This window comes from Nitrosospira sp. TNL200, assembly GCF_055386305.1.
In genome coordinates this window covers 3017149-3032803 of record NZ_AP041003.1, presented here as the reverse complement: position 1 = coordinate 3032803, position 15655 = coordinate 3017149, and the positions used below count along the sequence as shown (strand labels likewise).

Annotated in this window: 11 protein-coding genes; 1 reads left to right on the top strand and 10 read right to left on the bottom strand. The window is 54.6% G+C overall.

Going from position 1 to position 15655, the window contains the following annotated elements:
- Window positions 1-169 precede the first annotated feature (169 nt).
- Window positions 170-1720 (top strand): CYTH and CHAD domain-containing protein, encoded by a 1551-nt coding sequence (locus tag ACZ5CE_RS13680; RefSeq protein WP_464575455.1) that lies wholly within the window; start codon window positions 170-172, stop codon window positions 1718-1720.
- A gap of 117 nt (window positions 1721-1837) precedes the next feature.
- On the opposite strand, the gene fba is transcribed toward ACZ5CE_RS13680, so the two are convergent.
- The 10 genes from fba to fmt all read right to left on the bottom strand — a co-directional run bounded on the left by fba (window position 1838) and on the right by fmt (window position 15547).
- Complete coding sequence (fba, locus tag ACZ5CE_RS13675; RefSeq protein WP_464575454.1) at window positions 1838-2902, bottom strand: class II fructose-bisphosphate aldolase; 1065 nt, start codon at window positions 2900-2902, stop codon at window positions 1838-1840.
- A gap of 90 nt (window positions 2903-2992) precedes the next feature.
- Window positions 2993-4447: a pyruvate kinase gene (pyk, locus tag ACZ5CE_RS13670; RefSeq protein WP_464577533.1), complete on the bottom strand. Its 1455-nt coding sequence runs from the start codon at window positions 4445-4447 to the stop codon at window positions 2993-2995.
- 44 nt (window positions 4448-4491) lie between these two features.
- On the bottom strand, window positions 4492-5670 hold the full coding sequence (locus ACZ5CE_RS13665; protein WP_464575453.1) for a phosphoglycerate kinase: 1179 nt from the start codon (window positions 5668-5670) through the stop codon (window positions 4492-4494).
- A 136-nt stretch (window positions 5671-5806) separates the two neighbouring features.
- On the bottom strand, window positions 5807-6805 hold the full coding sequence (gene gap / locus ACZ5CE_RS13660; protein ID WP_464575452.1) for a type I glyceraldehyde-3-phosphate dehydrogenase: 999 nt from the start codon (window positions 6803-6805) through the stop codon (window positions 5807-5809).
- A 69-nt stretch (window positions 6806-6874) separates the two neighbouring features.
- Window positions 6875-8890, bottom strand: a complete 2016-nt coding sequence (tkt, locus tag ACZ5CE_RS13655; RefSeq protein ID WP_464575451.1) for a transketolase — start codon at window positions 8888-8890, stop codon at window positions 6875-6877.
- Window positions 8891-9188: 298 nt separating this feature from the next.
- On the bottom strand, window positions 9189-10439 hold the full coding sequence (locus tag ACZ5CE_RS13650; RefSeq protein WP_464575450.1) for a sigma-54-dependent transcriptional regulator: 1251 nt from the start codon (window positions 10437-10439) through the stop codon (window positions 9189-9191).
- 114 nt (window positions 10440-10553) lie between these two features.
- The gene (locus ACZ5CE_RS13645; RefSeq protein ID WP_464575449.1) at window positions 10554-12722 is read right to left on the bottom strand and encodes a sensor histidine kinase; all 2169 of its coding nucleotides are present in this window, start codon (window positions 12720-12722) and stop codon (window positions 10554-10556) included.
- The gene (locus tag ACZ5CE_RS13640; RefSeq protein WP_464575448.1) at window positions 12719-13255 is read right to left on the bottom strand and encodes a DUF4390 domain-containing protein; all 537 of its coding nucleotides are present in this window, start codon (window positions 13253-13255) and stop codon (window positions 12719-12721) included. The genes ACZ5CE_RS13645 and ACZ5CE_RS13640 overlap by 4 nt, the downstream gene beginning before the upstream one ends.
- 61 nt (window positions 13256-13316) lie before the next feature.
- A complete protein-coding gene (rsmB, locus tag ACZ5CE_RS13635) occupies window positions 13317-14603 on the bottom strand; it encodes a 16S rRNA (cytosine(967)-C(5))-methyltransferase RsmB (protein WP_464575447.1) in 1287 nt (428 codons plus the stop codon).
- Window positions 14582-15547, bottom strand: coding sequence for a methionyl-tRNA formyltransferase (gene fmt, locus ACZ5CE_RS13630; protein ID WP_464575446.1), 966 nt, complete (start codon window positions 15545-15547; stop codon window positions 14582-14584). Before fmt ends, rsmB begins: the two co-directional genes overlap by 22 nt.
- Window positions 15548-15655 lie beyond the last annotated feature (108 nt).

The following is a 15655-nucleotide window of genomic DNA, read 5'->3' as shown; positions in this document are numbered from 1 at the left end:
TTCGCGGGAAAACAGGGCAAATGCCGCCCAAAAACAGGAGCAGAGCAGGCATTTCTTGCCCGCGTCGATGTAAATGATGAATGAGTGCCGCCTGCTCGTGCCATCTTCGATCAAATGATGATTTGTTCAGCGCTTCCTTAGGACTATGAAGGCAATGTAAGAATACACCGTGTTTACCGAGACCGAGTTGAAGCTGCAATTACCGCCTGATGGTGTTTCCCGCCTTCAGCGGCAGCCTTTGCTAAAATCCCTCAGCGTTTCCCGTTCCGTAACCCGCAGGTTTTACAGCATTTACTACGACACACCTGATATGGACCTCCGGCATGGAGGGCTGGCATTCCGGCTGCGCCGTATCGGCAGGCACTGGTTTCAAACCATAAAAGGGGGCGGCGCCGCGGCAGCAGGTCTACACCAGAGGAGTGAGTTTGAAGCACAGGTGCTAAAAGCACATCCGGATTTTACGAAGATCACCGACCCATCCTTAGCCCGGCTGTTCGCTCCGGGTACACTGCGCGAGCAGTTGCAACCTGTGTTTATCACTGATTTCCATCGTACCACCCGCCTGCTCAGATTTCCTGATGGCGGCGAGGTGGAGTTTTGTCTCGACCGCGGGAAAATTATTGCCGGCAGCAGGGATACCCCGGTATGCGAGATCGAACTGGAATTGCGAGCCGGCAGCATTTCGGCTTTGTTCCAGTTTGCCCTGGATTTGCTGTCCGATGTATCCTTCAGGCTGGAGAGCGTGAGCAAGGCCGAGCGAGGCTATGCGCTTGCGACGGGCAATTGGTCTCCGCCAGTGAAGGCCGTGCCGGTTCAGCTTCGTGCTGAAATGAGCGCAAGTGAAGCATTCCTGGCCATAGTGTGGAATTGCGTGAGCCATTTACATGGCAATGAAACAGGCATGCTGCAAGGGCGCGACATTGAACATCTGCATCAGATGCGAGTGGGATTGCGACGCCTGCGTTCCTCCATGGGCATGTTTTCACAGGTTTATCCCGAAATTTCATCCGGGCCGCTTGTCCACGAGCTGAAATGGTTGTCTGGAATGTTGAGTTCCGCGCGAGACTGGGATGTATTCGTTACAGAAGTACTGGCTCAGGTCGATGCCTGTTTTCCCGGTCATCCAGGGATGGAGGAACTGAAAGACAGATGCGAAAGGCGGCGCCGGCATTTTAACCGTGAAGCATGCTCTGCTGTGGAATCACAACGCTACACGGAGTTGATGCTGAGGCTGGGCAGGTGCGCATGTACCGGAGACTGGAGTGAATCATTTCCATCGGAAGCAGACCGTTCGACGAACCTGAAGCCGGAAACGCCGGTGAAGGAATTTGCCACAGCGCTACTGGAGCGTCGCCGGCGACAATTAGGAAAATATGGCAAGAAACTCGTGAGCCTGGACGAGACTGAACTCCATGCGCTACGGATTGTAATCAAGAAACATCGATATGCGGCGGAGTTCTTTGCCAGCGCCTATCCCCATAAGAATAAGAAAACGAAACAATACATCCAGTCATTATCGGAGATTCAGGATATTTTAGGCGCGATGAACGATGCGGCTAACGTGGAACGGCTTCTGGGCGAGGTATCTTCGGAAAACGATGGGAAAAATCTGTGCGAAGCAATTGGCATTATGCTGGGCTGGAGTGTGAGACCTCTTGGCGATAAAGAACACTTCATGAATGCCTGGAAAGGTTTTATTGAAGCCGAGCCATTCTGGTAGCCTGTTTCCGCGGAAACTCATCGAACTTGCGGTACATTCATATAAGAAAAAAGGCGGCCGGAATGGCCGCCTTTTTGCAGTGCGATTAGTAAATACGAACGAGGGCTACTTCTCCCGCTACTTGATTACAGCCTTCAGCTCGCCCTTGGCATATTTGTTCGCCATGGTTTCCAGCATGATGGGCTTGATCTTGTCAGCCTGACCGGCGCATCCGAAGGCCTCGAAGCGCGCCTTGCAAATATCCTTGGCCGCGGCAGTCGCATCCTTCAGGAACTTGCGGGGGTCGAATTCACTCTTGTTCTTTGCCAAATGGCGCCGAATCGCGCCTGTCATGGCAAGACGGATATCCGTATCGATATTTATCTTGCGTACCCCATGCTTGATTCCCTCCTGGATTTCCTCCACCGGAACACCATAGGTTTCCTTCATTTCCCCGCCATATTCGCGGATAACATCCAGCCATTCCTGAGGGACTGAACTGGAGCCGTGCATGACGAGGTGAGTATTGGGGATGCGCTGGTGGATTTCCTTCACGCGTTCGATGGCCAGAATATCTCCAGTGGGTTTGCGCGTGAATTTATAGGCTCCATGCGAAGTACCAATCGCGATAGCCAGAGCATCGACGCCAGTCTGCTTGACGAAATCAGCCGCTTGCTCGGGATCGGTCAACAATTGATCGTGTGACAGCTTGCCTTCCGCCCCGTGGCCATCTTCCGCTTCTCCCATTCCGGACTCAAGCGATCCCAGGCAACCCAGCTCCCCCTCCACAGACACGCCGACGGCATGCGCCATATCCACCACTTTTGCCGTGACCTCCACGTTATATTCATAAGAGGATGGGGTCTTGGCATCCGCCTCGAGCGAGCCATCCATCATGACGCTCGAAAAACCGCTGCGAATGGCATTAACGCATACAGCGGGCGATGCGCCATGGTCCTGGTGCATGACGATGGGAATATGAGGATAGGATTCCACCGCTGCTGCTATCAGGTGGCGCAAGAACGCTTCACCGGCGTACTTGCGCGCACCTGCGGATCCCTGCATGATCACGGGACTATTGCATTCGTCCGCCGCTTGCATGATGGCCTGGATTTGCTCCAGATTGTTTACATTGAAAGCAGGAAGCCCATAGCCATTCTCTGCCGCATGATCCAAAAGTTGACGCAATGATACGAGTGCCATTCAAGTCTCCTTCAAAGTTAAAATCCATCTATCGAATCGTACCAAGAAAGCCCGGTGGCATTGAAGAGCCAGGCTTCGATGCCACCCATGTCACGGTTCTGGTTTTGCGGAAGCTTTTCTGTACTCCCCCACCTTAACAATTTTCATGGTATTGGTTCCACCGGCTTTTCCTACTGGTTCACCAATAGTCATGAGGATCAAATCGCCATTACGGACAACGCCCCGCTTGAGCAGCTCATTTTCCGCATGATTCAGAATGACTTCGGGATCGTTCGATCCGCCCCCGAATTTTACTGGATAGACCCCGCGAAACAGCGCCATTTTCCGACGCGTATCTTCCTGCGGGCTTAATGCAAAGATAGGCACGTTCGAACTTCTGCGCGACATCAGCAGCACCGTCCGCCCGCTTTGCGTAAGCGCGGCGATAGCGTGGATTTTAAGCCCGCCGGCGGTAAACATGGTCGCCCGCGCAATGGCTTCTTCTATGGTATCGGGCAAGCCACCCTGCAAACGACGAAGCTCGCTGCCCACGAGGTATTCCTTTTCCGCCTCCAGGCACACACGCGCCATCGCGGCAACCGATTCGACGGGATACTGCCCCGTAGCAGATTCGGCGGACAGCATGACAGCATCCGTGCCATCCAGTACCGCGTTGGCGACATCCGATACTTCCGCTCGCGTGGGAATCGGACTGGCGACCATCGATTCCATCATCTGCGTCGCGGTGATAACCAGTTTGTTGTTGGCACGGGCAGTGCGTATCATTCGTTTTTGCAAAGCGGGCACCACCGCGTCGCCCACCTCTACCGCGAGATCTCCTCGCGCTACCATAATTGCATCGGATGCCTGCAGGATATCGTCCAATGCGAGAATGGCTTCGGAGCGCTCCACTTTTGCCATCAGCAGACTTTTACCACCTGCTTCCTGCATCACGGCGCGCGCCCATCGCATATCCTCTCCGGAACGAGGAAACGACACAGCGAGATAATCCGCCTTCAGCAGCGCGGCTGTTTTGATATCTTCGACGTCTTTATTGGTCAAAGCGGGAGCGCTCAGGCCGCCCCCCTTCCGGTTTATACCCTTGTTATTGGATAGCACTCCGCCCTGCTCGACCACGCAATGGATCTGGAGACCCTGAACACCGGAAACACCCAGCACGATGCGGCCATCGTCGAGTATCAAGGTGGCGCCGGTTTCCACGTCGTGGGGGAGTTCCTTGTAATCAAGGCCTACACGTTCCTCGTTGCCGAGCTCGCACTCGGCATCCAGTATGAATTTATCTCCTGTTTTAAGTGTGATCCGGCCTTTCTCGAACTTGCCGATCCGGATCTTGGGTCCCTGCAGGTCGGCCAGCACGCCTATCACATGCCCTGCGGTGCGTGCGAGCGAACGCGTCAATTCCACATATTCGATATGCTCTTGCCGGGTGCCGTGCGAGAAATTGATCCGCACCACATCCACTCCGGCATTAATCATGCGTTCCAGCACCTTGGGATCCCTGCATGCCGGACCAAGGGTTGCTACAATTTTGGTTCTTCGGATCATTCTAGGCAAAGACAAGAGGATACTGCTTCACAACCTGTTCAGGATTAACCTGCTCGCTGTTCAAGTATTTCAACCGCCGGCAATTTCTTACCTTCCAGAAACTCCAGAAAAGCGCCACCCGCCGTGGAGATGTAGGATACCTTGTCGTAAATGTCATATTTCTGGATGGCGGCGATGGTATCGCCGCCCCCTGCCAGGGTGAACGCTTTCGTGCTGGCAATGGCCATAGCTATAGTCCTGGTTCCCTCACCAAATTGATCGAATTCAAATACGCCGACCGGGCCATTCCAAACGACTGTACCTGCTTTCATGATGATATCCGCCAGTTCATTCGCGCTCCTGGGGCCGATATCAAAGATCATTTCGTCATCGCCAACCGAACCGGCATCTTTCAGGACCGCCGGTTCATTTGCGTCAAATTTCTTTCCAACCACGACGTCCACGGCGATGGGAATGGAAGCATTGCGTTTGGCCATTTCGTCCATCAGCGCTTTCGCGGTCGGGACCAGGTCATCTTCGCATAGCGATTTTCCGATATTTTTACCAGCTGCTTTCAGGAAGGTATTCGCTATCCCGCCGCCCACCACCAGCTGATCCACCTTTTGGGACAGGGATTCCAGCACCGTCAGTTTGGTTGAAACCTTGGAGCCACCGACTATGGCCACCATCGGGCGTGCCGGATCAAGCAATGCTTTGGTCAGCGCGTCCAGTTCTTCCGTCAGCAGTATGCCTGCACAGGCAACCGGTGCGTACCTGGCGATACCGTAAGTGGATGCTTCAGCCCGGTGGGCCGTCCCGAACGCGTCCATCACGAATACGTCGCACAGGCTCGCATATTTTCGGGCAGTTTCATCAGAGTTTTTCTTTTCTCCTTTATTGAAGCGACAATTTTCCAGAACAACCAGCTCGCCTTCCGCGATATCCACGCCGCTTTCCATCCAGTCCTTTATCAAGCGCACGGGCTTGCCTAGCCGCTCGGCGATGTTGTCGGCAACCGGTTTGAGAGAATTTTCCTCGGTCCATACTCCTTCTTCCGGACGGCCCAGATGGGAAGTGATCATCACCCGGGCGCCTTGTTTCAAGCAGTGATTGATGGTGGCCATCGAGGCGGTGATGCGCGCGTCGGATGTAACCTTGCCATCCTTGACGGGGACGTTGAGATCGGCACGGATGAATACGCGCTTGCCTTTGAGATCGAGATCGGCAACTTTGATGACAGACACGGGGAAACTCCAAGTTTATGGGCACAGGACAGCTTTTACGAAAACTTCTGTGCCCTAGTCGGGTGGGGATCAAAAACTACCAGAAGCGGATGCGTCAGGCTGAGAAGGCCAGACGCATTCGGTATATCTGCAAAAACTATTTACCAACGACCCGGGCCATTTCCAGAATCTTGCTGGAGTATCCCCATTCATTGTCGTACCACGAAACGACTTTGACAAAACTGTCGTCCAGAGCCATGCCAGCTTCCGCGTCAAAGATGGAAGTGCAGCTATCGCCACGAAAATCGGTGGAAACCACTTTTTCGTCCGTGTATCCCAGAATACCCTTCATCGATCCCTCAGACGCTTTCTTCATCGCATTGCAGATGTCCTCGTACGTGGCATCGCTGTTCAGTTCCACCGTCAAGTCCACTACGGAGACGTCGGAGGTCGGCACGCGAAACGCCATGCCGGTCAGTTTCTTGTTCAGCTCGGGAATGACCTTGCCAACCGCTTTCGCGGCGCCAGTCGAGGATGGGATTATATTTTCGAGAATACCGCGCCCGCCGCGCCAGTCCTTGTTGGAAGGTCCATCCACGGTTTTCTGCGTGGCGGTAGCCGCATGCACGGTTGTCATCAGGCCGCGCTTGATGCCGAAAGTATCATTCAATACTTTCGCAACGGGAGCAAGACAGTTGGTTGTGCATGAAGCATTGGAAATAATGGATTCCCCGGCATAGGTCTGGTCGTTCACGCCGAATACGAACATGGGTGTGTCATCCTTGGAAGGGGCCGACATAATGACTTTTTTGGCGCCGGCGGCGATATGCTTCTCGCAGCTTTCCTTCGTAAGGAAGAGACCGGTGGACTCGATGACGATATCGGCGCCAACCTCGCTCCATTTCAGTTCCGCAGGATCCTTGATTGCGGTCAGGCGGATCCTGTGCCCGTTGACGACCAGCGTATTGTCATCGATCGACACGTCGCCCTTGAAGCGTCCGTGCACCGAATCATGCTGCAGCATGTACGCCAGATAGTCTGGCTCAAGCAAATCGTTGATGGCGACAACCTCGATGTCCGGGAAATTTTGTATCGCTGCCCGGAACACCATACGGCCTATTCGGCCGAATCCATTGATACCCACTCTTATTGTCATATCAAAACTCCTCGGATTAAAAAGATCAGGGGATGAAAAAGCAGCGTGGCGTTTTCGTCCGCGACGGGACTATATGACGCTCTTCACCGCTTTCACCACGTTGTCCACGGTGAAGCCGAAATGTTTGAACAAATCGCTGGCTGGCGCCGACTCTCCGAATGTATCCATGCCCACCACCGCTCCTTCCAAACCGACATATTTGCGCCAAAAGTCAGTTATGCCGGCTTCGACCGCCACACGCCTGACTCCTTTCGGCAGGATGCTGTCTTTATAGTCCTGTTCCTGGCGGTCAAACAGGTTGGTGCAAGGCATTGAAACCACCCGCACGTGTATGCCTTCCTCCGCCAGCGCTTTTTGCGCCATCATGGCCAAAGATATTTCCGAGCCGGTTGCAATAATGACTGCACGAGGCTTTTTATCAGCTGCCTCCGAAAGCGTATAGCCTCCCCTGTCGATCGATTTGATGGTGGCTTCATCCCGCTTCTGAAAAGGGAGATTCTGGCGGCTGAAGATCAGGGTGGAAGGCCCATCCTTGCGCTCGATTGCCCTCGCCCACGCTATGGTTGACTCCATGGTGTCGCAGGGTCGCCAGACATCCATACGCGGGATGTAGCGCAATGTCGCAGTCTGTTCCACAGGTTGGTGGGTGGGTCCGTCTTCGCCAAGACCGATCGAATCGTGGGTAAAGACAAAGATGTTTCGAATTTTCATCAGCGCCGCCATGCGGAGGGCATTGCGGGCATACTCCGAAAACATCAGGAAGGTTCCGCCGTAGGGAATAATGCCCCCATGCAAAGAAAGTCCGTTCATGATCGCGCTCATGCCGAACTCGCGCACCCCATAGTAAACATAGTTGCCTCCGTTCTCACGGTTGCAGCCTTTCGAACCCGACCAGAGGGTAAGGTTCGATCCGGCCAGGTCGGCAGAGCCTCCAACCAGTTCCGGTAAGGCCGGAGCCAATCCTTCTATTGCGTTTTGCGACGCCTTGCGGCTGGCAATGGTTTCTTCCTTCGCCTGAACACGAGCAACCAGCGCATTCACGTGTTCCCGCCACCCGGCCGGAAGATCGCCGGACATCCGCCGCTTGAATTCCGCGGCTTCCACCGGATACTTCCCGGCATACTCGGCAAACTTCTGATTCCACTCGGTTTCCAGTTTTTGGCCTTTTTCGCGGGCATCCCACATCGCATAGACGTCGTCGGGAATCTCGAACGGCAAATGGTTCCAGCCGATGTGCGGTCGTGCAGCGGCGATTTCGAGGTCTCCGAGCGCGGCGCCATGAACTTCATGGGTGTCAGCCTTGTTGGGGGAACCCAGGCCTATTATGGTTTTGCAGCAGATCATCGAAGGTCTGTCCGTCGCCTTCTTCGCCGCCTCGATAGCTGCCTCGATCGCTACCGGATCATGGCCATTCACATTGGGAACCACATGCCAGCCATAAGCTTCGAAGCGTGCTGGCGTATCATCGGTGAACCAGCCTTCCACGTGACCATCGATGGAAATGCCGTTGTCGTCGTAAAAGCAGATCAGCTTGCCCAGTCCCAGCGTGCCGGCAAGCGAGCAGGCTTCATGGGAGATTCCTTCCATCAGACACCCGTCACCAAGAAATACGTAGGTGTAATGGTTGACGATATCGAAGCCTGGCCGGTTGAAATCGGAGGCAAGTATTTTTTCCGCCAAGGCCATTCCAACGGCATTGGCGAGGCCCTGGCCCAGCGGCCCGGTAGTCGTTTCCACGCCGGGCGTGTAACCGTATTCCGGGTGGCCAGGGGTCTTGGAATGAAGCTGCCTGAAGCGTTTTATTTCCTCCATCGGAAGGTCGTAGCCCGTGAGATGCAGCAAGGCATAGATCAGCATGGAGCCATGGCCATTGGACAGTATGAACCGGTCACGGTCGACCCACCCAGGATTGGCAGGATTGTGCCGAAGATGGTGGATCCATAATACCTCGGCTATTTCCGCCATGCCCATGGGCATGCCGGGGTGTCCCGAGTTGGCTTTCTGCACAGCGTCCATAGCAAGCGCACGAATGGCACTGGTCAGATTCTTGAACACCGGCGCTTCAAAATCTCTAAATGTTCCCATGGACACAAGCTCTCCCGTCTACGAATATATTGCACATAAAAACACCGCTTCCCCGGTCGAATTTCTGAATAAACCCCTCCTTCGCGAGGATTTGTTCAGAGATCCCCCGGGCCTGCGGTGCAGGGCCGGCAAAACTATTATTATCGCTTAAGTCGTGATATCAGACAACCATGAGGGCTGAATTACTTCTAATTGAAAATACACGCAAAAACAATCAAAAAACCTGCAAAACCCAGCGTTCGCCAATCCTATGCGACCCGGCTTCGCAGGAGGCGGCGATGGAAAAACCACCTGCAACTCAGTGGTTCCGTAGCTTGATTCCCAGCAGCTTGAGCTTTCGATACAGATGAGTGCGCTCCAACCCGGCGCGCTCCGCAACTCTCGTCATGTTGCCGCTTTCCTGATCGATGAGCTGTTCAAAATAAGTTTTCTCGAACATATCCCGCGCTTCGCGCAACGGCAGATCCAGGGGTATGCCCGCAACGGATTGAAGAGGGGATGACGACGCCAATATCTGCTTTACATCATCCGCCGTCAGTTCGTCGCCGGTACAGGTTAGCGCCAGAGAATGGATGACTCCGGTCAGTTGTGCCAGATTTCCCGGCCAGTCATGGTTCCGCAGCGCATTCAGCGCGGCCGTGCTGAACTGTTTCAGAGATACCTCTCCCGATTCAACGAAGCGGGAAAGTATCTGGGATGTGAGCTCCGGGATATCTTCGCGGTGTTCCCGCAATGCGGGGACATTGATGCATAGGCCATTCAATAATTCGTACAGTTTCGGGTCATAAGCGCCTTGCGCAGTCAGTGCGGCCAGAGGCATGGATGTGGCGCATACCAGCCTCACACCATATTTTTCCAGCTTGCCCAGCATCAGAAGCAATCCCTTTTGCGCCAACTTGTTGAGATCCCCTATCTCCTTGAGAAACAATACTCCGCCTTTCGCCTGCTCGAGTAAATCAAACGGAGCGCTTGCGAGCACGGCCAGATTATCCGGCTCCACCCAGGGGGTGGCGGGACGGTGAAGAAAACGTGCGCAAAGATCCACTCCGGTTCCGGGTTCGCTTGTAAGCAGTACCGGTGTTTTGAGGTTGAGCACCTGCTCCAGCCTTTTTTTAAGATCGGCGATCAACGGACCTCCGCCAAGATTGGCAAGCGGCAGTCCCATGCCCGACCTGATTTGCCCGCTGCGCAACGCCCGTCCCACGGTGCTGAGAAGTTTTTGCAGCGGTACGGGTTTTTCGAGATAGCCGGATGCGCCCATGCGTGTTGCTTCCACCGCGGTATCGATTGTGCCGTGCCCGGACATCATCACTACCGGCATGGTCAGAAGTCCCGTGCTGGCCCACTCTTTCAAGAGAGTAATGCCGTCCGTATCCGGCATCCAGATATCCAGCAGCACCAAATCGGGACGAGTCCGCTTGCGCCAATTGCGCGCCTCGCCAGCGTTTTCCGCGAGCGCAACGCGATACCCTTCATCCCTCAGGATTTCGGACAGCAGTTCGCGTATGCCAATCTCGTCGTCGACGACTAATATGGTATTGTTGCTCATGATTCCGGGAAAATGTATGTTGCAATGAGTTTGCGCTTTGGCACGAGTGAACCGGTCATCGATGGCAAAGCTGTGGCGGTACAGTGAAGAAAGCGAAACATGGTTGTGGCGGTCCTAGGATGCGATTTTCCGCTTGCTGCCAGCCATCTTTTCCGCGGCTGGCAGGGTTATGGAAATTCGGGCACCCCGGGGTTGGATATTTTCTACTCGAATCGCGCCGCGATGCTCCTCCACGATTTTTTTGACTATAGGCAGTCCTAGCCCGGTACCCTTGGGCTTGGTAGTAACGTAGGGTTCGAAAACCCTTGCTTTGACATGTTCCGCAAATCCTCCTCCGTTGTCGCTCACGCTGAGCCTTACTTCATCGGTCATGGCTTCCGTCTGTACTGTAATGATAGGTTCCGCGACACCTACAAGGGTATCCTGCGCATTTTGCAAGAGATTGTGTATAACCTGGCGCAAGCGGGCGGAATCTCCCCGCACCGCCGGTAAATCCGAAGCGAGCACGAGGCGGATATGCGGCTGTGATACTTCGGGCACTGCCCGCTCGGATGCTTCATATAGCGTCAGAACTTCTTTTACAAGCGCGTTGAGATCAAGCAGGTGAAATTCCAGTTCCGGCGCACGCGCATATTCGCTGAATTCGTTAACCATTTTTTTAAGTGCTTCCACCTGATTGACAATCGTTTCGGTGGACCGGAAAAGGATCTGCGCGTTTTGAGCATCAAGTTTTCCTGAAAGCTTATGCTGCATTCTTTCGGCCGATAGCTGTATCGGAGTCAGCGGGTTTTTGATCTCATGCGCAAGACGGCGCGCGACCTCTCCCCAGGCAGCTGTGCGTTGGGCTTGCAGCAGGCTTGTTATGTCATCGAACACGACTACGCCTCCTCCGCCAGGTACATGGGGCAAGCTTGTTCCGCGCAGCAGCAGAACCTGATTTGCGCCATCGCGCAGTCGATCCACCTGGCATTGCCATTCTTCCTTTTTCCCAGGGTGAAACGCCTCGAGAATACCGGTTTCAAAAAACCCCAGTCCAGGCTCGCGCGCGATGCACTCTTCGATGGTGGAACCTTCGAGCTCCGTAAGTGGAACTCCCAGAATTTCGACAGCGCTGAGATTAGTGGTTCCCAGGCGCAAGTTTTCGTCGAATACCAGAACGCCGGAGGAAAGATTGGCCAGAATATTTTCAAGATAAGCCCGGGCGCTTTCCACCTCCTGCTGATGGCGCTGGGCCAGTATCCGCGCTTCCTCGAGCTGATGGGTCATCAAATTGAAAGATTCGGTCAATACGCCTAGTTCGTCGCGGCTTTGCACGGGGTGGCGCCTGCTGAAGTCACCTTGAGCCACAGCGCGTGTTCCTTCCGCCAGCATGCCCAACGGTGCGCTCAGCCGTTCGCTGATGAGAAATGCCGCAGCAAGAGCGGAGAAAAGCGACAGCAGCAGTGCGAGGGTCAGTGTTACGCCATACAGGTTTTTGAGGCCCTCCCGTGATAACAGCAATTTCTGGTAGTCTCCATATGCTGCTTGCACTACTTCCGCATCCTGGGCCAGTTTTTGCGGAACGGGCTCCAATAGCTGGAGCATGAAACCGGAGTCTTCCGGGTTGGCTAGGTCGAGCGGCTCGATAACCCTCAGGTACAGCCCCTTGCCCGGTACGGATTCCACCGCGCTGTATGCCTTCTCCGCCTTTACCTGGGCCAGCACCTCCGGGTTCAGGGATTCCAGCAACGGCTCGATTTCATCCGTATGCGAAGAAGCTACCGCTATGCCCTCGCTATCGAAGAGTATTGCTTCCTGATCGAGTGACTCGTTCAGTAATTGTTTCAGCGTCAGCATGGTGATGGGTTGCCCGGTCAGGCCGGATATCGTTGCCCTGGTTTTTTTCTGCAGTTCATCCAGCAAGTTATCGAGTATCCCGCGCCCCAGGTTCAGCCCGCCCTCGAGTGCCCGATCGACTTTGATATCGAACCACGATTCAATACTCTTGCCAAGAAACTGCACCGACACCCCATAAACCAGCGCACCCGGCAAAATCGCCATGAGAGAAAAGATCAGCAGGAGCCGCACGGCCAGCCTGGACCCGAACACGCCGGCTTTGAGCCTGCGCCTGAGCCTCCATAGCAGATACCCGACCACTGCCATGAGAAATGCCACGAACCCGACGTTCAGGCGGATGAGCAGCCGATACCTTCGTTCAAAAAGTTCGGTATCAGCCCCCGCCGTGGCAAGCAGAAAAAGCATGACGAGGCCGAGTCCTATGCCAATTATCACGACATACTTCACGGCCGGGAGCTTTCCTGTGATTTCTGAAGGGGCAGCCTGGTATTCCAGAACAGGAAGCCGGTACTCAAGTCCCAATCTTTCGAGCCCAGTGTTTCGACCTGAAATGGTTTGGGCAGGGCGGAGATATCCAGCCGCATGCGTAATTCCACGGTATAGTCCGTGTCGGGCTTCAGTTCGGAAAGCGCGGCGATAGGGCGATTCCGAACACGCTCCAGCGCTTGCAGCGCCCCCTTGAGCGTGCTGAAATTTTGTGACAGCGTGCCTCGGGTCAACCGATATTGGCGGGTAAGAGGGTAGTAGCTCAAGCCTTCCCGCACGCGGCTGTGCCCGACTCTTTCGTCAAACCAGAACCGCCGCGAACTCATCAGGTTGAGCTCGGTCACGAAGTAAAGAACGATTCCTCTTTCCAGGGCATTTTCCACCTTGGAGTTGAGCGTGATCTCGAAATCCGCATCGAACTGATAACCCTCGTCGGAGGCTTCGATGGTTACGGTATCTAGCTGTATATGGCCTTCCGCATAGGCTGTTCGCACCAGTAATAGGCCTCCCGACAGGGAGGCCAGCACGACTAATCGCAAGAGGCGGGAAAAGAACTCAGACCTTGTGCAACAAGGCATAGTAGAAACCATCATTGTGGGGAGTCGGCAACAGCTGGCCATCCACCAGTTTCGTTTGTGAAATTCGTGAAATGGGCAGCAACCGCGCATCCGGGTGGTGGCCCAAAAAATGTCCTACCTGCAGTTTATTTTCCTCGGCAAATACGGAACAGGTGGCGTAAAGCAATTTACCACCGCGGTTGAGCATCTGCCACAGTCCGTGCAGTATTGCCGCCTGCTTCACCGCAAACTGGACAATATCGCTCTCGCGCCTCAACCATTTGATATCCGGATGACGGCGTGTAACCCCTGAAGCGGAGCAGGGGACGTCAGCCAGGATCCGATCAAAAGGTTTGCCGTCCCACCATGTCTCATAGTGTGCCGCATCGCCATGGAGAACCTGATAAGCATGGAGATGCAATCGAGCGAGGTTTTGCGTTATTCCATCTATCCGCAGTGTGTCATTATCGACAGCAGTCAATTCCACGTCCGCCAATTCCAATAAATGGGCGCTTTTTCCGCCTGGTGCCGCGCAGGCGTCCAGGACCCGCATCCCATCGCGCGCATCCAGCAAAGGCGCAGCCAGCTGGGCGCCGGCATCCTGCACCGAGGCCAGGCCTTGCGCAAAACCGGGCAGTTTTTCAACTGCGACCGGTTGTTCCAGCTCGAGTATATTATTCTTTCGCGCCCGTGATGCAATGCCGTTTCGGCTAAGGCAATCCTGATATTCCAACGAGGTGGTCTGGCGGGCATTGACTCTCAGCGTCATCGAGGGGCGCTGATTGCTCTCGAGCAGTATCGTCTGATAATCAGCGGGATACTGCGCTCGCAGTTTCCTGATCCACCAACTGGGGTAAGAATATCTTGCGGTTTCGGATTCGGCTGCTTTTTCCAGGAGAGTCGTCTTTTGGCGCAAGAAGTTTCGTAGTATCGCATTCACCAGTCCGCCTGCGCTCCTGCTTTCCTCGAGATACCGGGATGCAGACACTGCGTTGTCCACTATCGCGTAAGGGGAAGCCCTGCTGTATATGAGCTGATACAAGCCCACCAATAGCAGGCAACGAAGCGTGTCGTTCCAGATAGGCTTTTTCAGGAGAAGTCCCAGCAACGCATCAAGTTGACCATAAAAGCGCAGTACGCCGTAGCTGATATCCTGAATCGAACCTCTTTGCTGCGCGGACATATCTTTCTCCGTGTTCCACACTTTCTGCAAGGAGGAGGTCAGGCTCGCGCCGCTCAATACCCGGTTCACGGTGTCGGCGGCTACAAGCTGGGATTTGACCATTTCCCGCATTCAAAGAAGTCGCCTGGATATAACGGATGCCCTGCAACAAATTCCGCCGCATTCATCTTTTTTCCACCGGATTTCTGCACTACTTCGAGTATGACCGCTCCCTCGCCGCACCTCACGGTGATACCGTTGGAGCCTATCGCAGCAATTTCGCCCGGTGCCCGGTGATTAAGGCCATCGGTGTCTGTGCCGATGCGTGTGCGCCATATTTTTAATATATTGCCGTCCATTAGCGTATGGGCGCCTGGCCAGGGGTTGAATGCCCGTACTGCGCGGTGGATAAATTCCGCTCCCAGTTCCCAATTTATTCGTGCTTCATCCTTTTTCAATTTAAGCGCATAAGTTGCACCGGCTTCGCTTTGAGGAACCGGTGAAAGATTCCCTTGTTCCAGTTGCATCAAGGTTTCAATTATGCAATCTGCTCCAAGTAGCGAAAGTTTGTCATGCAGCATTTGAGCGGTATCATCGCGGCCGATACGAATGCTTCGCTGCAATAGCATATTGCCGGTATCCAGGCCTTTATCCATCTGCATGATGGTGATTCCCGTTTCCCGGTCGCCAGCCAGTATGGCGCGCTGTATCGGGGCAGCGCCCCGCCAGCGCGGCAGAAGCGACGCATGGATATTCAGGCAGCCATAGCGAGGGAGAGCCAGAACAGTTGACGGAAGGATGAGCCCATAGGCTGCCACTATCATCGCATCCGCATGAATGGCATCCAGTTGCGTATTTACTTCTGCCCCATTGAGCGAGTGCGGCTGCAATAGTGGAAGTCCATATTGCTTTGCCAGCACCTTGACTGCGCCCGGCATCGCTTTCATTCCCCGGCCGGCAGGCCGGTCAGGTTGAGTCAGCACCAGTGCGACGTCGTATCCAGCTGCTTTCAGGGCTTCCAGCGCAGTTGCAGAAAAAGCCGGGGTTCCTGCAAAAATGATCTTCATTTAACCTCAATCCGGCAGTGGGACAGGATGGAGTGTGCGGTTTCCGGAGTGCAGGGCAAGGCGCGATGACGCGGTTTCGCCCGAGCCAGATCTATCGTGCCGGCGGTT